General features: G+C 46.5%; 18 protein-coding genes, 1 pseudogene and 1 riboswitch. Of the genes and pseudogenes, 17 read left to right on the top strand and 2 right to left on the bottom strand.

The genetic code is table 11. The annotated features are described in order from the left end of the window. Positions 1–77 precede the first annotated feature (77 nt). The 15 genes from MOF34_RS13700 to purD all read left to right on the top strand — a co-directional run bounded on the left by MOF34_RS13700 (position 78) and on the right by purD (position 14,337). Positions 78–245: a Fur-regulated basic protein FbpA gene (locus MOF34_RS13700; RefSeq protein ID WP_019713500.1), complete on the top strand. Its 168-nt coding sequence runs from the start codon at positions 78–80 to the stop codon at positions 243–245. Between the two features lie 213 nt (positions 246–458). Continuing rightward, entirely contained in the window at positions 459–1,013 is a 555-nt protein-coding gene (locus MOF34_RS13695; protein ID WP_268400513.1) for a DUF2179 domain-containing protein, read from the top strand. Next, a complete protein-coding gene (locus tag MOF34_RS13690) occupies positions 1,013–1,210 on the top strand; it encodes an NETI motif-containing protein (protein WP_003219403.1) in 198 nt (65 codons plus the stop codon). The genes MOF34_RS13695 and MOF34_RS13690 overlap by 1 nt, the downstream gene beginning before the upstream one ends. Before the next feature lie 79 nt (positions 1,211–1,289). Further along, positions 1,290–1,391, top strand: a riboswitch (purine riboswitch). A gap of 141 nt (positions 1,392–1,532) precedes the next feature. Next, complete coding sequence (gene purE, locus MOF34_RS13685) at positions 1,533–2,021, top strand: 5-(carboxyamino)imidazole ribonucleotide mutase (RefSeq protein WP_019713502.1); 489 nt, start codon at positions 1,533–1,535, stop codon at positions 2,019–2,021. Next, complete coding sequence (gene purK / locus MOF34_RS13680; RefSeq protein WP_268400512.1) at positions 2,014–3,156, top strand: 5-(carboxyamino)imidazole ribonucleotide synthase; 1,143 nt, start codon at positions 2,014–2,016, stop codon at positions 3,154–3,156. The genes purE and purK overlap by 8 nt, the downstream gene beginning before the upstream one ends. Further along, positions 3,153–4,448 (top strand): adenylosuccinate lyase, encoded by a 1,296-nt coding sequence (purB, locus tag MOF34_RS13675; RefSeq protein ID WP_014476028.1) that lies wholly within the window; start codon positions 3,153–3,155, stop codon positions 4,446–4,448. The genes purK and purB overlap by 4 nt, the downstream gene beginning before the upstream one ends. 74 nt (positions 4,449–4,522) lie before the next feature. Beyond that, positions 4,523–5,248: a phosphoribosylaminoimidazolesuccinocarboxamide synthase gene (gene purC / locus MOF34_RS13670; RefSeq protein WP_268400511.1), complete on the top strand. Its 726-nt coding sequence runs from the start codon at positions 4,523–4,525 to the stop codon at positions 5,246–5,248. Further along, entirely contained in the window at positions 5,241–5,495 is a 255-nt protein-coding gene (gene purS, locus MOF34_RS13665; protein ID WP_003219409.1) for a phosphoribosylformylglycinamidine synthase subunit PurS, read from the top strand. Before purC ends, purS begins: the two co-directional genes overlap by 8 nt. Further along, a complete protein-coding gene (purQ, locus tag MOF34_RS13660; protein WP_268400510.1) occupies positions 5,492–6,175 on the top strand; it encodes a phosphoribosylformylglycinamidine synthase subunit PurQ in 684 nt (227 codons plus the stop codon). Before purS ends, purQ begins: the two co-directional genes overlap by 4 nt. Beyond that, on the top strand, positions 6,159–8,387 hold the full coding sequence (gene purL / locus MOF34_RS13655) for a phosphoribosylformylglycinamidine synthase subunit PurL (protein ID WP_268400509.1): 2,229 nt from the start codon (positions 6,159–6,161) through the stop codon (positions 8,385–8,387). Before purQ ends, purL begins: the two co-directional genes overlap by 17 nt. After that, positions 8,363–9,793, top strand: a complete 1,431-nt coding sequence (gene purF, locus MOF34_RS13650) for an amidophosphoribosyltransferase (protein ID WP_268400508.1) — start codon at positions 8,363–8,365, stop codon at positions 9,791–9,793. Before purL ends, purF begins: the two co-directional genes overlap by 25 nt. A gap of 100 nt (positions 9,794–9,893) precedes the next feature. Then, positions 9,894–10,934, top strand: a complete 1,041-nt coding sequence (purM, locus tag MOF34_RS13645) for a phosphoribosylformylglycinamidine cyclo-ligase (RefSeq protein ID WP_268400507.1) — start codon at positions 9,894–9,896, stop codon at positions 10,932–10,934. Continuing rightward, positions 10,931–11,518, top strand: coding sequence for a phosphoribosylglycinamide formyltransferase (gene purN, locus MOF34_RS13640; protein WP_268400506.1), 588 nt, complete (start codon positions 10,931–10,933; stop codon positions 11,516–11,518). Before purM ends, purN begins: the two co-directional genes overlap by 4 nt. Continuing rightward, positions 11,515–13,053: a bifunctional phosphoribosylaminoimidazolecarboxamide formyltransferase/IMP cyclohydrolase gene (gene purH, locus MOF34_RS13635; RefSeq protein WP_268400505.1), complete on the top strand. Its 1,539-nt coding sequence runs from the start codon at positions 11,515–11,517 to the stop codon at positions 13,051–13,053. The genes purN and purH overlap by 4 nt, the downstream gene beginning before the upstream one ends. A gap of 15 nt (positions 13,054–13,068) precedes the next feature. After that, positions 13,069–14,337, top strand: coding sequence for a phosphoribosylamine--glycine ligase (gene purD, locus MOF34_RS13630; RefSeq protein WP_268400504.1), 1,269 nt, complete (start codon positions 13,069–13,071; stop codon positions 14,335–14,337). A 38-nt stretch (positions 14,338–14,375) separates the two neighbouring features. Here purD and MOF34_RS13625 read toward each other — a convergent pair whose 3' ends face one another. Further along, positions 14,376–14,795 (bottom strand): Lrp/AsnC family transcriptional regulator, encoded by a 420-nt coding sequence (locus MOF34_RS13625; RefSeq protein WP_268400503.1) that lies wholly within the window; start codon positions 14,793–14,795, stop codon positions 14,376–14,378. 141 nt (positions 14,796–14,936) lie between these two features. On the opposite strand from MOF34_RS13625, the pseudogene MOF34_RS13620 reads away from it, so the two are divergent. After that, positions 14,937–16,212, top strand: a pseudogene (locus MOF34_RS13620) (APC family permease). 14 nt (positions 16,213–16,226) lie between these two features. Here MOF34_RS13620 and MOF34_RS13615 read toward each other — a convergent pair. Continuing rightward, the gene (locus MOF34_RS13615) at positions 16,227–16,460 is read right to left on the bottom strand and encodes a YgaP family membrane protein (RefSeq protein ID WP_019713513.1); all 234 of its coding nucleotides are present in this window, start codon (positions 16,458–16,460) and stop codon (positions 16,227–16,229) included. Between the two features lie 130 nt (positions 16,461–16,590). Here MOF34_RS13615 and MOF34_RS13610 point away from each other — a divergent pair, with 130 nt between their 5' ends. After that, positions 16,591–18,333, top strand: coding sequence for an adenine deaminase (locus tag MOF34_RS13610; RefSeq protein ID WP_268400501.1), 1,743 nt, complete (start codon positions 16,591–16,593; stop codon positions 18,331–18,333). Positions 18,334–18,337: the final 4 nt, after the last annotated feature.

Below are 18,337 nucleotides of genomic sequence, written 5' to 3'. Positions count from 1 at the left end.
GATTAACCCATGTATGATAAGGAAAATGCTGTAAACGTCCAGCGCGCAAACCTTTATGTTTAAGGAGGATGATGGACATGGCTCATTTACTTCGCCGAGCGATTAATCAAAAGAAACAATTTTTAAAAACCAAATTACTGCTCTCGGAATTTTATCAGGGTAGAGGGGAACAGCTGGCTGATTATACGCTGAGTGAGCTTGAGAAAGAATACAAGTCCCTTCTGAAAATGAAAAAAGAGATCTGACAATATATGAGTAGAGTTGAGTCTGCTGAAAAGCGGGCTTTTTATTTTGATTTTGAAAAGGTGAGAAAGAGGGTAAGCTACTACTGTTCAATCTCATAAAGCGTGTCGAAATATTTTCCTGAGGCTTACAGCCTCAGCTCATTGTAAACGACTCATTTCTCTAGTAGAATATGAATGCTTTATGCAAGCTGAAGAGTAGGGGGATGAAATAAAATGATGCAAACCATCTTATCAAATGGGTTAGCCATGGTTCTCATAATTCTCATTATTAATATTGTCTATGTGTCATTTTTTACAATAAGAATGATTTTAACACTGAAAGGCCAGCGTTATTTAGCGGCCGGCATCAGTACGATTGAGATATTGGTTTATGTGACAGGGCTGAGTCTGGTGCTTGATAACTTAGACCAAATTCAAAATGTGATTGCGTACGCGCTCGGTTACGGTCTTGGCGTGATTGTCGGCATGAAAATAGAAGAAAAATTGGCGCTTGGCTATATTATGGTCAATGTGATTACGAAGGAGCTTGATCTTGATCTTCCGAGGCAGCTCCGTGAAAAAGGCTATGGCGTGACAAACTGGGTGGTCGGAGGGCTTGAAGGCGACCGCACTGCCCTTCAGATTTTGACGCCGAGAAGATATGAACTTCAGCTGTATGATACGATTAAAACACTTGATTCAAAAGCCTTTATTATTGCATATGAACCAAAAACAATCCATGGCGGCTTCTGGGTCAAAGCGGTGAAGAAGAGGAGAATTAAAGAATAATGGCAAAGCCCAAGAAGAAAAAGTTTGAAGTAACAGAGCAGCAAACGATTGATGCGGTGCTTCAGCAAATGAAAGAAGAAGGATATCTTCCTGTAAGGCGAATGGAAGAGCCTATTTTTATGGAGAAAAAGGAAAATGGGTCAATTCAGATTGTTCCGTGCGGGAAAAAAATCGTATTTGAAGGGAAATTGATCTAAAACACGAACATTAGTAGAATGAATTTTTGTATCGTTCGATAATATCGTTGACATTATCCATGTCCGTTGTTAAGATAAACATGAAATCAAAACACGACCTCATATAATCTTGGGAATATGGCCCATAAGTTTCTACCCGGCAACCGTAAATTGCCGGACTATGCAGGAAAGTGATCGATAAAACTGACATGGATATATCGCAGAAGCGAACGACTGACGATACATGTACCATGCCCGGTTTGTATTGCTTCCTCATAAGTGCAATGCAGAGCGGGTATTTTTTTATTTTCTGAAAACAAAAGCATTAGAAGGTGGGGACAGAATGCAGCCGCTAGTAGGAATCATCATGGGAAGCACTTCCGATTGGGAGACAATGAAAAACGCATGCGACATACTTGACGAACTCAATGTTCCGTACGAAAAAAAGGTCGTTTCCGCTCATCGGACGCCTGATTTGATGTTTGAATACGCTGAAACTGCGAGAGAAAGAGGCATCAAGGTGATTATCGCCGGTGCCGGAGGAGCGGCCCATCTTCCGGGGATGACGGCTGCGAAAACAACTCTGCCGGTCATTGGAGTCCCGGTTCAGTCCAAGGCGCTGAACGGGCTGGATTCACTTCTTTCTATCGTGCAAATGCCAGGAGGCGTGCCGGTTGCGACAACAGCCATCGGCAAAGCGGGCGCTGTGAACGCCGGTCTGTTAGCGGCGCAAATTTTGTCAGCTTTTGACGAAGATCTTGCCCGTAAGCTGGATGAGAGAAGAGAAAATACAAAACAGACGGTGTTAGAAAGCAGTGATCAGCTTGTCTAAACAAATCATCTATCCGGGAGCTGTCATCGGAATGATTGGCGGCGGCCAGCTTGGAAAAATGATGGCTGTTTCCGCCAAACAAATGGGGTATAAAGTCGCGGTCATTGATCCGGTGAAAGATTCGCCGTGCGGGCAGGTTGCGGATATCGAAATTACAGCTCATTATAATGACCGTGAAGCGATTCGAAAATTGGCTGACGTCAGCGACATCATCACTTATGAGTTTGAAAACATTGACTATGATGCGCTGCATTGGCTAAAAGGTCATGCGTATCTCCCGCAAGGAAGTGAGCTGCTGCTCATTACCCAAAACCGTGAAACGGAGAAAAAAGCAATTCAAGCCGCGGGCTGTGCAGTCGCGCCGTACAGCATCGTCAAAACAGATGATGAACTGAAACAGGCGGTACAGGAGCTTGGGCTTCCAGCAGTACTGAAAACATGCCGCGGCGGATACGACGGCAAAGGCCAATTTGTGATCAAGGAAGAGGCGCAAATTGAGCATGCTGCAGCTCTTTTAGAACACGGAATTTGCATTCTCGAAAGCTGGGTTTCTTTTAAAATGGAACTGTCGGTTATCGTCGTCAGATCGATAAACGGTGAAATTTCAACATTTCCGGCAGCTGAGAACATTCACCATAACAATATTCTTTTCCAAAGCATCGTGCCTGTACGGGTGGAGGAAGGGATTCAGAAGAAGGCTGCTGATTTGGCTGTTAAGCTTGCAGACGAGCTTAACCTTGTCGGACCGCTTGCTGTTGAGATGTTCCTGACAGAAGACGGAGAGCTTTTGGTCAATGAACTGGCGCCAAGACCGCACAATTCAGGGCATTATACACTGGATCTTTGCGAAACGAGCCAGTTTGAACAGCATATCAGAGCGGTATGCGGCCTTCCGCTCGGGAAAACAGATTTGCTGAAGCCGGGTATGATGGTGAATCTTCTCGGCGATGAAGTGAAGCTTGTTGAGGAAGAACCGGAGCTTTTAAAAGAAGCAAAGCTATATATATACGGAAAACATGAAATTAAAAAAGGCCGCAAGATGGGGCATATTACATTTATGAAGCAACCTGAAGACCATTGGATTCAGGAGATCACAAATAAATGGATGAATAGAGACGGAGGACAAGCTGAATGATTGAACGTTATTCAAGACCTGAAATGTCTGCGATTTGGACGGATGAAAACAGATTTCAAGCATGGCTGGAGGTGGAGATTCTTGCCTGTGAAGCGTGGGCGGAGCTTGGCGTCATTCCGAAAGAAGACGTAAAGGTCATGCGTGAGAACGCGTCATTTGACATCAACCGCATTTTAGAAATCGAACAGGACACGCGCCATGACGTTGTCGCTTTTACACGCGCCGTTTCCGAATCACTGGGGGAAGAAAGAAAATGGGTGCACTACGGTTTAACGTCAACTGACGTTGTAGATACGGCTCTTTCTTACTTATTAAAACAGGCAAACGACATTCTGCTCAAGGACCTTGAGAGATTTGTTGACATTATAAAAGAAAAAGCGAAAGAGCATAAATACACAGTTATGATGGGGCGCACACACGGCGTACACGCTGAGCCGACAACGTTCGGTTTAAAACTTGCGCTTTGGCATGAGGAAATGAAACGGAATCTTGAGCGTTTTAAACAAGCGAAAGCAGGCATTGAGGTTGGGAAGATTTCCGGCGCGGTCGGCACGTATGCGAACATTGACCCATTTGTAGAGCAATATGTTTGTGAGAAGCTCGGATTGAAAGCAGCACCGATTTCAACTCAAACCCTTCAGCGTGACCGCCATGCTGACTATATGGCGACACTTGCTTTGATCGCGACAAGCATCGAAAAATTCGCAGTGGAAATTCGCGGACTGCAAAAGAGTGAAACACGCGAAGTTGAAGAATTTTTCGCGAAAGGGCAAAAGGGTTCATCTGCGATGCCGCACAAACGAAATCCGATTGGCTCTGAAAACATGACAGGCATGGCACGTGTGATCCGCGGCTACATGATGACAGCTTACGAAAATGTTCCATTATGGCATGAGCGCGATATTTCTCATTCTTCAGCAGAACGGATTATTCTTCCGGATGCGACAATCGCGCTGAACTACATGCTGAACCGCTTCTCTAACATCGTGAAGAATTTAACGGTTTTCCCGGAAAACATGAAGCGCAACATGGATCGCACGCTCGGCCTTATCTACTCTCAGCGCGTGCTGCTTGCTTTGATTGACACAGGCCTGACTCGCGAAGAAGCATATGACACAGTGCAGCCGAAAGCAATGGAGGCATGGGAAAAACAAGTGCCGTTCCGTGAGCTTGTGGAAGCGGAAGAAAAAATCACGTCACGTCTTTCTCCTGAAAAAATTGCTGACTGCTTTGATTACAACTATCATCTGAAAAATGTTGATCTGATCTTTGAACGTTTAGGTTTAGCATAGAAGAAGCTTTTAGGCGGCTTCTTCTATGCTGTCTTAGTTTGAAAATTCCCAACATTCGGGTTAGGAGGCCTTCCGTGAATATTGTGAAGAATGAACTTTTATACGAAGGAAAAGCAAAAAAGATCTACAAAACCGATGACGAAAACACGCTGTATGTCGTGTATAAAGACTCCGCCACTGCTTTTAACGGTGAGAAAAAAGCAGAAATCAGCGGAAAAGGGCGCTTGAATAACGAAATCTCAAGCCTCATTTTCAAACACCTTCATGCTAAGGGCATTAACAACCACTTTATCGAGCGTATTTCGGAAACGGAGCAGCTCATTAAGAAGGTAACGATTGTGCCGCTTGAAGTCGTCGTCAGAAATGTTGTGGCAGGAAGCATGTCCAAACGTCTCGGCATTCCAGAAGGCACGGAGCTTGAACAGCCTATAATCGAGTTTTACTACAAGGATGACGCGCTGGGTGATCCGCTCATCACAGAGGATCATATTTGGCTGTTGAAAGCAGCGACTTCTGAGCAGGTAGCATCCATTAAGTCCATTACAAAAACAGTAAATGAAGAGCTTCAAGCCATTTTTGACGATTGTCATGTCAGATTAATAGATTTCAAGCTTGAATTCGGTTTAGATGCAGACGGGCAAGTGCTTTTGGCGGATGAAATTTCACCTGACACATGCCGCTTGTGGGATAAAGATACGAACGAAAAGCTGGACAAAGATTTATTCAGACGCAATCTGGGAAGCTTAACCGACGCATACGAAGAGATTTTCAAAAGACTGGGAGGCATTCATCATGTATAAAGTAAAAGTTTATGTCAGCTTAAAAGAAAGTGTACTAGATCCACAAGGGAGTGCTGTCCAGCATGCCTTGCACAGTATGACTTATAACGAAGTTCAAGATGTGCGTATCGGAAAATACATGGAGCTTACCATTGAAAAATCTGACCGGGACCTTGACGTGCTCGTGAAAGAAATGTGCGAAAAACTTCTAGCGAATACAGTGATTGAAGATTACAGATACGAAGTTGAGGAGGTAGTCGCACAGTGAAATTTGCGGTGATTGTGTTACCCGGCTCCAACTGTGATATCGATATGTATCATGCTGTAAAGGATGAGCTCGGCCATGAAGTGGAATACGTCTGGCATGAGGAAACAAGCCTTGAAGGCTTCGACGGCGTGTTAATTCCGGGAGGATTTTCTTACGGCGATTACTTGAGATGCGGTGCTATCGCCCGATTTGCGAATATTATGCCAGCTGTCAAACAGGCGGCGGCTGAAGGGAAACCAGTTCTTGGCGTCTGCAACGGATTCCAGATTTTACAGGAGCTTGGCCTTCTGCCAGGCGCAATGAGACGTAACAAAGATCTGAAGTTCATTTGCCGTCCGGTTGAATTAATTGTACAAAACGATGAGACATTATTTACATCTTCCTATGAAAAAGGCCAATCGATTACCATCCCGGTTGCCCATGGTGAAGGAAATTTCTACTGTGATGACGAAACGCTTGCTTCATTGAAAGAGAACAATCAAATTGCTTACACATACGGCTCCAATATTAACGGGAGTGTCAGCGACATTGCCGGTGTCGTGAATGAGAAAGGCAACGTATTAGGCATGATGCCTCACCCTGAGCGCGCGGTCGATGAACTGCTTGGAAGCGCCGACGGTCTTACATTGTTTCAGTCTATCGTGAAAAATTGGAGGGAAACTCATGTCACTACTGCTTGAACCAAGTAAAGAACAAATAAAAGAAGAGAAACTGTATCAGCAAATGGGTGTCAGTGATGATGAGTTTGCATTGATTGAATCCATTCTTGGCAGATTGCCGAACTACACAGAAATCGGAATTTTTTCTGTCATGTGGTCAGAGCATTGCAGCTACAAAAACTCAAAGCCGATTCTGCGTAAATTCCCGACAAGCGGCGAGCGTGTGCTGCAAGGTCCGGGGGAAGGCGCTGGAATCGTTGATATCGGTGACAACCAAGCGGTTGTGTTCAAAATTGAATCGCATAACCATCCATCAGCCATTGAACCGTACCAAGGTGCTGCGACTGGCGTAGGCGGCATAATCCGTGACGTTTTCTCAATGGGGGCCCGTCCAATCGCTGTATTGAACTCTCTTCGATTTGGTGAACTGACTTCACCGCGTGTGAAGTACTTGTTTGAAGAAGTAGTAGCGGGTATTGCCGGATACGGCAACTGTATCGGCATCCCGACAGTCGGCGGAGAAGTGCAGTTTGACAGCAGCTATGAAGGAAATCCGCTCGTCAACGCAATGTGTGTCGGTTTAATCAACCATGAAGACATCAAAAAAGGCCAGGCGAAGGGTGTCGGCAACACAGTCATGTACGTAGGGGCAAAAACGGGGCGTGACGGAATCCACGGCGCTACGTTTGCTTCTGAAGAAATGTCTGATTCGTCTGAAGAAAAACGCTCTGCTGTTCAAGTCGGCGATCCGTTTATGGAGAAGCTTTTGCTTGAGGCATGTCTAGAAGTCATCCAATGTGATGCGTTAGTCGGTATTCAGGATATGGGAGCTGCCGGTTTAACAAGCTCAAGTGCCGAAATGGCAAGTAAAGCCGGCTCTGGTATTGAGATGAATCTTGACCTGATTCCTCAGCGTGAAACAGGCATGACTGCATATGAAATGATGCTTTCTGAATCACAGGAACGGATGCTTTTGGTCATCGAGCGCGGACGTGAGCAGGAAATCATCGATATTTTTGATAAATACGATCTTGAAGCAGTTTCTGTCGGACGCGTGACAGATGATAAAATGCTTCGCCTGACACATAAAGGAGAGGTAGTGTGTGAGCTGCCTGTTGATGCCTTGGCAGAAGAAGCGCCGGTTTACCACAAGCCATCTCAAGAACCAGCATACTACCGCGAATTTTTAGAGACGGATGTTCCGGCTCCTCAAATTGATGATGCGAATGAAACGCTGAAAGCCCTTCTCCAGCAGCCGACGATCGCAAGCAAAGAGTGGGTTTACGATCAGTATGACTACATGGTGCGGACGAATACAGTTGTCGCTCCTGGGTCTGATGCGGGTGTTCTCAGAATCCGCGGAACGAAAAAGGCACTGGCGATGACGACAGACTGTAACGCCCGTTATCTCTATCTCGATCCTGAAGTCGGCGGGAAAATCGCTGTCGCTGAAGCGGCGCGCAACATCATTTGCTCAGGCGCAGAACCGCTTGCAATCACAGATAACCTTAACTTCGGAAACCCTGAGAAACCGGAAATTTTCTGGCAGATCGAAAAAGCGGCTGACGGCATCAGCGAGGCGTGCAATGTTCTCAGCACACCGGTTATCGGCGGAAACGTTTCACTTTATAACGAATCAAACGGAACGGCGATCTACCCGACACCTGTTATCGGCATGGTCGGCTTAATTGAAGATACAGCACACATTACAACACAGCATTTCAAACAAGCGGGAGATCTCGTATATGTGATTGGCGAAACAAAACCTGAGTTTGCCGGAAGCGAGCTGCAAAAAATGACAGAAGGCAATATTTACGGAAAAGCACCGCAAATTGATCTTGATGTAGAACTGTCACGCCAAAGAGCATTGCTTGATGCGATTAAAAAAGGCTTTGTTCAATCTGCGCATGATGTGTCTGAAGGCGGTTTAGGCGTAGCGATTGCAGAAAGTGTCATGACGACAGAAAATCTTGGCGCGAACGTGACTGTTGAAGGCGAAGCAGCATTATTATTCTCAGAATCTCAATCCCGCTTCGTCGTTTCAGTGAAAAAAGAACATCAAGCAGCGTTTGAAGCAGCTGTGAATGATGCCGTTCATATCGGTGAGGTAACAGCTGATGGTCTTCTGGCGATTCAAAACCAAGACGGACAACAATTGATTCATGCGCAAACGAAAGAGCTTGAGCGCGCATGGAAAGGAGCTATCCCATGCTTGCTGAAATCAAAGGCTTAAATGAAGAGTGCGGCGTATTTGGGATTTGGGGACATGAAGAAGCCCCGCAAATCACCTATTACGGCCTCCACAGCCTCCAGCACCGAGGACAGGAAGGTGCGGGCATTGTAGCAACTGACGGTGAAAAACTAACGGCGCACAAAGGCCAAGGGCTGATCACTGAAGTGTTTCAAAATGGCGAGCTCAGCAAAGTAAAGGGAAAAGGCGCAATCGGGCACGTTCGGTATGCGACGGCTGGAGGCGGCGGATACGAAAATGTACAGCCGCTCCTCTTCCGCTCCCAAAACAACGGCAGCCTGGCGCTTGCCCATAACGGGAACTTGGTGAATGCCACTCAGCTGAAGCAGCAGCTTGAAAATCAAGGGAGCATCTTCCAGACCTCTTCAGACACAGAGGTGTTGGCTCACCTGATCAAAAGAAGCGGACACTTCACACTGAAGGATCAAATAAAAAACTCGCTTTCCATGCTGAAAGGCGCCTACGCATTCCTGATCATGACCGAGACAGAAATGATCGTAGCGCTTGACCCGAACGGGCTTAGACCGCTATCCATCGGCATGCTGGGCGACGCTTATGTCGTCGCATCAGAAACATGCGCATTTGATGTCGTCGGCGCAACGTATCTTCGTGAGGTAGAACCGGGTGAAATGCTGATCATCAATGATGATGGCATGAAATCAGAGCGCTTCTCCATGAATATCAACCGTTCTATTTGCAGCATGGAGTATATCTATTTCTCCAGGCCTGACAGTAATATTGACGGCATTAATGTGCATAGTGCGCGTAAAAACCTTGGGAAAATGCTGGCTCAGGAATCCGCAGTTGAAGCTGATGTCGTAACAGGGGTTCCGGATTCCAGTATTTCAGCTGCGATTGGCTATGCGGAAGCAACAGGCATCCCGTATGAGCTGGGCTTAATCAAAAACCGCTATGTCGGCAGAACGTTTATTCAGCCATCTCAGGCTCTGCGCGAGCAAGGTGTCAGAATGAAGCTATCTGCGGTTCGCGGGGTTGTAGAAGGAAAACGCGTCGTTATGGTAGATGACTCTATCGTGCGTGGAACAACAAGCCGCCGGATTGTCACGATGCTCAGAGAAGCGGGTGCAACAGAGGTGCATGTGAAAATCAGTTCACCGCCGATCGCTCATCCGTGCTTTTACGGCATTGATACGTCCACACATGAAGAACTGATCGCGTCCTCCCATTCAGTTGAAGAAATCCGTCAGGAAATCGGGGCGGACACCCTCTCATTTTTGAGTGTGGAAGGGCTGCTGAAAGGCATCGGCAGAAAATACGATGACTCTAATTGCGGACAGTGTCTCGCTTGCTTTACAGGTAAATATCCGACTGAAATTTATCAGGATACAGTGCTTCCTCATGTAAAAGAAGCAGTATTAACCAAATAAAACTTGAAAATGACATAAAGGCAGCGCAGTTCGGCTGCCTTTCTCTTTCTGCCCTCGTTCGGGGAGATATTTAGAAAAGCGCCTTAAAGGAGTGAATAGGATGTCTGAAGCATATAAAAACGCAGGAGTTGACATCGAAGCCGGATATGAAGCTGTAAAACGAATGAAAAAACATGTGGAGCGCACAAAACGGCTTGGCGTTATGGGCAGCCTTGGCGGTTTTGGCGGCATGTTTGACCTGTCTGAGCTTTCATATCAAAAGCCTGTTTTAATTTCGGGAACGGACGGTGTCGGCACAAAATTAAAGCTCGCTTTTTCCATCGATAAGCATGACACGATTGGTGTTGACGCTGTTGCGATGTGTGTCAATGATGTACTGGCACAAGGCGCAGAGCCGCTGTTTTTCCTCGATTATTTAGCGGTCGGCAAAGCGGACCCTATAAAAATTGAGCAGATCGTGCAAGGTGTGGCGAACGGCTGTGAGCAGTCAGGCTCAGCCTTAGTGGGCGGTGAGACGGCTGAAATGCCGGGACTATATACAGCTGATGAATACGATATTGCCGGTTTCTCAGTCGGAGTGGCGGAAAAGGACAAAATCGTCACTGGAGAAAACATCAAGGAAGGCCATCTTTTGATCGGTCTCAGCTCCAGCGGCCTTCACAGCAACGGATTTTCCCTTGTGAGAAAAGTGCTTCTGGATGATGCGGAGCTGGATCTTGATACAACATACGAACCGTTTGACCGCCCGCTTGGCGAGGAACTGCTTGAACCGACAAAAATTTACGTGAAGCCTGTGCTTGCTGCGGTGAAAAGCGGAAAAGTCGACGGCATGGCTCACGTAACAGGCGGAGGGTTTATCGAAAATATCCCGCGTATGCTTCCAGAAGGCTTAAGTGCGGAAATCGATCACGGCTCATGGCCGATTCCGCCGATTTTCTCTTTCCTTCAAGAGTACGGCAAGCTGAAGGAAGAAGACATGTTCAACGTCTTTAATATGGGCATCGGTTTTGTGTTGGCAGTTAAAGAAGAGAATCTGACAGATGTGATCGGAACGCTTGAAAGCCATGGTGAAAAAGCCTATTTGATCGGGCGTGTGAAACAAGGCGAAGGTGTCACATTCGGCGGTGCGGCGCTTTCATGAAAAAGTTTGCGGTATTCGCATCCGGAAACGGTTCAAACTTCGAAGCCATCGTTATGCGTTTAAAAGAGGAGAACTGGGATGCGTCCGTATCGCTTCTCGTTTGCGACAAACCGCAGGCGAAAGTCATCGAACGGGCGGAAACATTCCACATTCCATCCTTTGCATTTGAGCCGAAGTCTTATGAAAACAAGGCCGCATTTGAACAGGCCATTATCGAACAGCTTCATCTCCATGACGTTGAATTAATTGTTCTTGCCGGTTATATGAGGCTGATAGGTGATACACTGCTTGAGGCATACGGAGGAAAAATCATTAACATTCACCCGTCACTTCTTCCGGCGTTTCCCGGGATCGACGCAGTCGGGAAGGCGTACCGCGCGGGCGTGAAGGTTGCAGGAATCACTGTGCATTATGTCGATGAAGGAATGGATACAGGCCCGATCATCGCTCAAAAGGCAATCGAAATTGACGAATATGATACTTTGGAAACAATTGAACAGCGGATTCACAAGCTTGAGCATAAATGGTATCCGAGTGTAATTAAACAGCTATTAGGATTAAATAACAGAGGTGAGAAGGCATGACTATTAAACGTGCATTAATCAGTGTTTCAGATAAAACAAATCTCGTTCCTTTCGTAAAAGAACTGACAGAGCTTGGCGTTGAAGTGATTTCAACAGGCGGAACGAAAAAGCTTCTTCAAGAAAACGGTGTGAACGTCATTGGAATTTCTGAAGTGACAGGCTTTCCTGAAATTATGGACGGACGGCTCAAAACACTTCACCCGAATATTCACGGCGGTCTTCTGGCAGTTCGCGGCAATGAAGAGCATATGGCGCAGATCAATGAACACGGAATTCAGCCGATCGACCTCGTTGTGGTCAATCTCTATCCATTTAAAGAAACCATTTCTAAAGAAGATGTCACATATGAAGAAGCGATCGAAAATATCGACATCGGCGGACCGGGCATGCTGCGTGCGGCATCAAAAAACCATCAGGATGTGACGGTTATCGTCGATCCGGCGGATTACAGCCCAGTGCTGAATCAAATCAAAGAAGAAGGCGGCGTATCCCTTCAGAAAAAACGCGAGCTGGCGGCAAAAGTATTCCGACATACTGCGGCATATGACGCACTGATCGCTGACTATCTGACAAACGTTGTCGGTGAAAAAGAACCTGAACAATTCACTGTAACATTTGAGAAAAAACAATCGCTTCGCTACGGGGAAAACCCGCATCAGGAAGCAACATTCTATCAAACAGCACTTCCTGTCAAAGGCTCCATTGCGCAAGCGGAACAGCTTCACGGCAAAGAGCTTTCTTACAACAACATTAAAGACGCAGATGCGGCAGTTCAAATCGTCCGTGAATTTACTGAGCCGGCTGCAGTTGCCGTCAAGCATATGAATCCATGCGGCGTTGGAACAGGAAAATCAATTTCAGAAGCCTTCAACAGAGCGTTTGAAGCAGATCAAACATCTATCTTCGGCGGCATTATCGCCCTGAACCGTGAAGTGGACAAGGCAACTGCCGAAGCGCTTCACAACATTTTCTTAGAAATTATCATTGCGCCTTCATTCAGCCAAGAAGCACTTCACATCCTGACTGCGAAGAAAAATCTTCGTCTGCTGACGCTTGATGTGACAGCTGCCGTTCAAAAAGAAAAGCAGCTGACATCCGTTCAAGGCGGGCTGCTGACTCAGGATTTGGATATGCACGGGTTTGATGATGCTGAGATCAACATCCCAACGAAGAGAGAGCCGAACGAGCAAGAGTGGGAAGACTTGAAGCTTGCTTGGAAAGTCGTGAAGCATGTGAAATCAAATGCGATCGTTCTCGCGAAAGACAATATGACAGTCGGCGTGGGAGCAGGCCAAATGAATCGCGTCGGGTCAGCGAAAATTGCCATCGAGCAAGCAGGTGAAAAAGCGAAAGGCAGCGCACTTGGATCTGATGCATTTTTCCCAATGCCGGATACTGTCGAAGAAGCGGCAAAAGCGGGCGTTACGGCTATCATTCAGCCGGGGGGATCTGTACGTGATGAGGATTCCATCAAAAAAGCAGATGAGTACGGCATTGCCATGGTATTCACCGGCATTAGACACTTCAAACATTAAGGGGATGAAAACGACGTGAATGTATTCATTATCGGTAAAGGCGGAAGAGAACATACGCTGGCATGGAAGGCGGCGCAAAGCAGCCTCGTAGAAAACGTATTTGCCGCCCCAGGAAATGACGGCATGGCAGCTTCCGCACAGCTAATAAACATTGAAGAAAACGATCATGCCGGGCTTGTCTCGTTTGCAAAAGAACATCAGGTCGGCCTGACCATTGTCGGGCCTGAGGTTCCTTTAATAGAAGGTCTGGTGGATGAATTCGAAAAAGCGGGTCTTCCTGTATTCGGCCCGTCAAAAGCCGCTGCGATCATTGAAGGCAGCAAACAGTTCGCTAAAGATTTAATGAAGAAATACGACATTCCGACCGCAGAATACGACACATTTACATCTTTTGAAGAGGCAAAAGCATATGTGCAGGAAAAAGGCGCTCCGATTGTCATAAAAGCAGATGGACTTGCGGCCGGAAAAGGCGTTACAGTTGCCATGACAGAGGAAGAAGCGATGGCATGCCTGCATGATTTCCTTGAGGATGAAAAATTCGGTGATGCGAGCGCGTCTGTTGTCATTGAAGAATTTCTGTCAGGCGAAGAATTTTCTCTGATGGCATTCGTCAAAGGAGAAAAGGTGTATCCAATGGTGATCGCCCAAGATCACAAGCGGGCGTTTGACGGAGACAAAGGCCCTAATACGGGCGGGATGGGCGCCTACTCGCCAGTTCCGCAAATTTCGGAAGAAACCGTCCGCCATGCGGTAGAAACCATCGTCGAACCCGCCGCAAAAGCAATGGTACAAGAAGGCCGTTCCTTCACTGGCGTTTTATATGCGGGATTGATGCTTACTGAAAACGGCTCGAAGGTCATCGAATTTAATGCCCGTTTTGGCGATCCGGAAACACAGGTCGTGCTTCCGCGCATGGAATCTGATCTGGTACAGGTGCTTCTTGATCTTTTAGAAGATAAAGAAGTCGACTTGAAATGGAAGGATACCGCGGCTGTAAGTGTTGTGCTTGCTTCAGAAGGGTACCCGGAAAGCTACGCAACAGGCACGCCGATAGGCAGCCTTGCAGCGGAAACGGAGCAGGTGGTTGTCTTCCATGCCGGAACGAAAGCAGAAGGCGGAGAGTTCGTCACAAACGGTGGACGCGTCGCCAATGTGACGGCTTTTGATGACACATTTGAAGCGGCGAGAGATCGAGTGTACAAAGCCGTTGATGAGATCATCAAGCCGGGACTCTTTTTCAGAAAAGACATTGGGGCACGCGCGTTAAAGGCTGTCCAAAAATAAAGCGCAGAACCCCGCAGATTGAGCTGCGGGGTTTTTTGTTATACAAGAGCGGGGTGGTGTGCGGAAGAAGAAAGGACCACCAGCGTGGTGGGTTTACCATGGGCTATTGAAGCGTCAATAAAATCTTCGAGCGTATGTACCGATTCTGTCACTTTTGTCACATAGCTGTACATGCCTGTAATGCGGTGGTTTTCTGTCACATCCGGATGTGCTGCGGCAAAGGCGGCGTAGTGTTTACAGCTTTTCGGCTCCATCAGGATAAAAGCCGTAACATGCTTGTTTAGTTTTTCGTAACAGATATTCGCACTGTAGCCGGTGATCACTCCTTTGTCTTCCAGCTTCCTGACACGTTCCGCCGCGCTTGGCGGACTGAGGCCGACAAGCTTTCCCAACTCAACCATCGTTAATCTGCCATTTCGCTGTAAATGAGAGAGAATGTGAAGGTCTGTATCGTCCATTTTTTGGCTCCTTTATAAGTTTAGGTGAATTCGCAAAAATTCCTTCTATTATAAGGTGATGCTGATCATTTACCTTCATTGTAGCATATGGATGCCCTCTTATTCTTCCTATAATAAAGCCATCAACGGAGAGGAGGCATCATGTTGCCTGAATTGCAGCGTTCGATCACTTGGATACAAGGGACAGCATTAACCATTGGGGCCGTTTTAGGCTGTGGGATATTAATCCTGCCGTCTGTCACCGCTGACACAGCCGGTCCCGCTTCTTTATTCGTTTGGGTGTTCATGTCTTTCTTGTCTTTTCTTCTTGTCGGCACACTGGCCCGTCTTGTGAAAATAGCGCCCAGCGCGGGAGGAATCACGGCTTACGTGCAGCTGGCTTTTCCGAAAAAAGCTGGAGCGGTTTTGGGCTGGATCATGTTAGGGTCCGTTCCAATCGGCGTTCCCGTCATCGCTTTAACTGGCGCGCATTACGTCAGTTACGTCACAGAGGCTTCGGATTGGCAGATTACTTTGATTGCGTGCTGTATGCTGGCTGTCTCCATTTTGCTTCATATGAGAGGCATTCAACTATCCGCAAACATCAGTATACTTGTTATTTGTGTCATCGTATTTCTGCTAGTCACTTCTGTTGCCGTGTCATTGCCTCATGTCAAAGCAGCAGCATTCAAACCGTTTCTACCACATGGCTGGTCTGCTGCGGGATCTGTTTCTGTTATAATTTTTTTCTCTTTTGTAGGCTGGGAAATGATTACCCCATTGGCTGAGGAATTTCATCGTCCTGAAAAAGATGTCCCACTCAGCTTATACTTGGGAGCGGCTTGTGTGGCGGGGCTGTATATCATGCTGTCATTTGTGACGGTGGGGACTCATTCATATGGAGAGAATGGAGAAATTGCATCGCTTGCCATGCTCATATCAAAAGGAGCGGGGGAAAGCGGAGTCTATGTAACGGTATGTTTAGCACTGTTTATCACATTCGCTACCATTCATGCCAATATTGCGGGTTTTTCCAGAATGGTGTATGCATTGGCGAGAGAGGGGCATATTCCAGTATATTTTGGGAAACTCAGTGAGACAAAACATACGCCTATCCGTGTATTAACAGCGCTTGCCGCAGTATTTGGTTTAGTCCTTGGGGCATATGGCTTGTTTCAAATCGATTTGACAACGCTGTTAAAAGGGCCAAGTGCGGCATTCATCGCATCTTACATTTGTACAATGGCGGCAGCTCTGAAATTGCTGAGCTGGAGAGATTCAGGCTGGTGGATGGCGTTCGGGGCGTTTGCGGCTTGCGCTGTGATTTACTCTTTTAGCGGCTGGGCACTCCTTTATCCGGCAGCACTGGCAGCCGCAGGGTATCTCTATATAAAGACAAAGGAATGTCGTGAGAAAAAAGCTTGATCACGTTTCGTGAGCAAGCTTTTTTGTTTATCTGTTTTGATGCTCCTGTTCGTTATTGCCGGAAGCGCCGTTTTGAATCATGTAGGTCACAGGGCAGAAGCGCAAGATTCCGGAACCTGCTTTCAATGCCCCCATAAAGATGTAAAAGAGGTGCATTCTGCACCAAGGCTTTTTTGTAAACGTTGCGCTGGCGGCTGACATAATTGTCAGTCCGCAGGCGATTCTAAAGACGGCATTGACGAGACTGATGTTTGGCTTCATGGAAATCCGCTCCTTTTTACTTAAAAAAGTTTTTTTAATCTAACCTTCAAAAATTTGTAACGTTTATACCGTGCGTGATGAGGAAGGATGTGATAACATGAGTCTAATACATGTAAAGGAGAGTATGTGAATGTCCGAACGTACCTTTAACTGGAAAAACAAAGACATCAGGGCACAGGTTGATGTTGTAGACTCAAAGCTGCTTCCAACGCTCCTTTTACGGAATGCTCTCGTCTTAAATCCATATGTAAAACAATGGCTGAAAAAAAACATTTGGATTTATCAGGACCGCATTGTTTATGTGGGTCATGAACTTCCGAATAGAGCCGAAGAAATTCATACGATTGATTGTGAAGGAAAATACATTGTGCCAGGGTATATCGAACCGCACGTACATCCTTTTCAAATATATAATCCCCAAACGCTGGCTGAATATGTGTCTCAATACGGAACAACGACATTTGTGAATGACAACTTATTTTTGCTTTTACAAACCGGAAAAAAGAAAGCGCTTACTATTTTAAATGAACTCAAAAAGCAGCCTGTTCAATATTTCTGGTGGTCACGCTATGACCTTCAGACTGAGGTATTGAACGAGGATCACGTTCTTCCGTTTGATGTCAGAAAGCAGTGGATTGAACATCCGGATGTGATTCAAGGGGGAGAAATGACCGGATGGCCTCGTTTGGTAGATGGTGATGATTTAATGCTTCACTGTATGCAAGCTACAAAGAAGCAGAGGAAACGCATTGAAGGGCATTTTCCCGGTGCTTCAGATAAAACGCTTACAAAAATGAAGCTGTTCGGAGCGGATTGTGATCATGAAGCGATGACAGGTGATGAAGTGATGAGAAGGCTAGAACTGGGCTACTATGTTTCCCTTCGGAACTCTTCCATTCGCCCTGATGTAAGAAAAATCTTGCAGGAGCTGCATGAGAAGGATTTCCGCTATTATGACCATTTCTTTTACACGACAGACGGCGCGACGCCGAATTTCTATAAAGGCGGCATGACAAACGAGTTGATCCGCATCGCGTTAGAAGAAGGAGTTCCGGCAATCGATGCCTACAATATGGCATCATTTAATATCGCAAAGTATTACCAAATGGATGATTATTTAGGAGTTGTCGGACCGGGAAGACTGGCATCGTTAAATGTACTTGAAGATCCGTTAAACCCGAATCCCGTGACCGTTCTGTCAAAAGGGATCATCCTCCGTGAAGACGGCTGTGATTTGAAGGCATTTACAAAGACGGTCTGGAGCAAAGGCGGTCTTGTCCCGCTTGAGCTTTCATATGATATGACGATGGATGATTTGCAGTTTTCCATGCCGATGGGCGTGAAAATGCGGAATGCGGTCATTATGGAGCCGTATATGATTGAGATCGACAATTCGTTGGAACAGCTCTCATTTGACCATGATGAAAGTTATTTGACGATGCTAGACAGACATGGGAAATGGCGCGTCAATACGATGATAAAAGGCTTTGCCTCAAGCGTGCAGGGATTTGTGAGCTCCTTTACGACGACAGGTGATATTGTGGCGATCGGAAAAAATAAAGCGGATATGCTGCTCGCTTTCGCCCGCATGAAAGAGATCGGGGGAGGAATCGTCCTTGCGGAAAACGGGAGCATTCTGTATGAAATTCCGCTTGCGCTCTGCGGCTGCGCCTCTTCGGAAGCGTATGAAGACGTGCTGGAGAAGGAACAAAAGCTGAGAGATCTTCTGACTGAAAGAGGCTACGAGTTTTGTGATCCCGTCTATACACTGCTCTTTTTGCAAAGTACGCACCTTCCGTATATACGCATTACGCCTAGAGGAATCTTCGACGTCATGAAAAAAACTGTACTCTTTCCATCGATAATGCGTTAAAATA

The organism is Bacillus sp. T17B1, assembly GCF_026796395.1.
Classification (GTDB): Bacteria; Bacillota; Bacilli; order Bacillales; family Bacillaceae; genus Bacillus; species Bacillus spizizenii_A.
The sequence above is the reverse complement of the archived record's forward strand: the minus strand, read 5'-3'. Positions and strand labels throughout refer to the sequence as shown.

What these genes read in the sequence shown, in the direction of transcription:
- MOF34_RS13690 (WP_003219403.1), top strand. Translation starts at nt 1,013, where the DNA reads ATGGCAAAGCCCAAGAAGAAAAAGTTTGAAGTAACAGAGCAGCAAACG.
- purB (WP_014476028.1), top strand. Translation starts at nt 3,153, where the DNA reads ATGATTGAACGTTATTCAAGACCTGAAATGTCTGCGATTTGGACGGAT.
- purN (WP_268400506.1), top strand. Translation starts at nt 10,931, where the DNA reads ATGAAAAAGTTTGCGGTATTCGCATCCGGAAACGGTTCAAACTTCGAA.
- MOF34_RS13695 (WP_268400513.1), top strand. Translation starts at nt 459, where the DNA reads ATGATGCAAACCATCTTATCAAATGGGTTAGCCATGGTTCTCATAATT.
- purM (WP_268400507.1), top strand. Translation starts at nt 9,894, where the DNA reads ATGTCTGAAGCATATAAAAACGCAGGAGTTGACATCGAAGCCGGATAT.
- purL (WP_268400509.1), top strand. Translation starts at nt 6,159, where the DNA reads ATGTCACTACTGCTTGAACCAAGTAAAGAACAAATAAAAGAAGAGAAA.
- purS (WP_003219409.1), top strand. Translation starts at nt 5,241, where the DNA reads ATGTATAAAGTAAAAGTTTATGTCAGCTTAAAAGAAAGTGTACTAGAT.
- MOF34_RS13700 (WP_019713500.1), top strand. Translation starts at nt 78, where the DNA reads ATGGCTCATTTACTTCGCCGAGCGATTAATCAAAAGAAACAATTTTTA.
- MOF34_RS13625 (WP_268400503.1), bottom strand. Translation starts at nt 14,795, where the DNA reads ATGGACGATACAGACCTTCACATTCTCTCTCATTTACAGCGAAATGGC.
- purF (WP_268400508.1), top strand. Translation starts at nt 8,363, where the DNA reads ATGCTTGCTGAAATCAAAGGCTTAAATGAAGAGTGCGGCGTATTTGGG.
- purE (WP_019713502.1), top strand. Translation starts at nt 1,533, where the DNA reads ATGCAGCCGCTAGTAGGAATCATCATGGGAAGCACTTCCGATTGGGAG.
- MOF34_RS13615 (WP_019713513.1), bottom strand. Translation starts at nt 16,460, where the DNA reads ATGAAGCCAAACATCAGTCTCGTCAATGCCGTCTTTAGAATCGCCTGC.
- purH (WP_268400505.1), top strand. Translation starts at nt 11,515, where the DNA reads ATGACTATTAAACGTGCATTAATCAGTGTTTCAGATAAAACAAATCTC.
- MOF34_RS13610 (WP_268400501.1), top strand. Translation starts at nt 16,591, where the DNA reads ATGTCCGAACGTACCTTTAACTGGAAAAACAAAGACATCAGGGCACAG.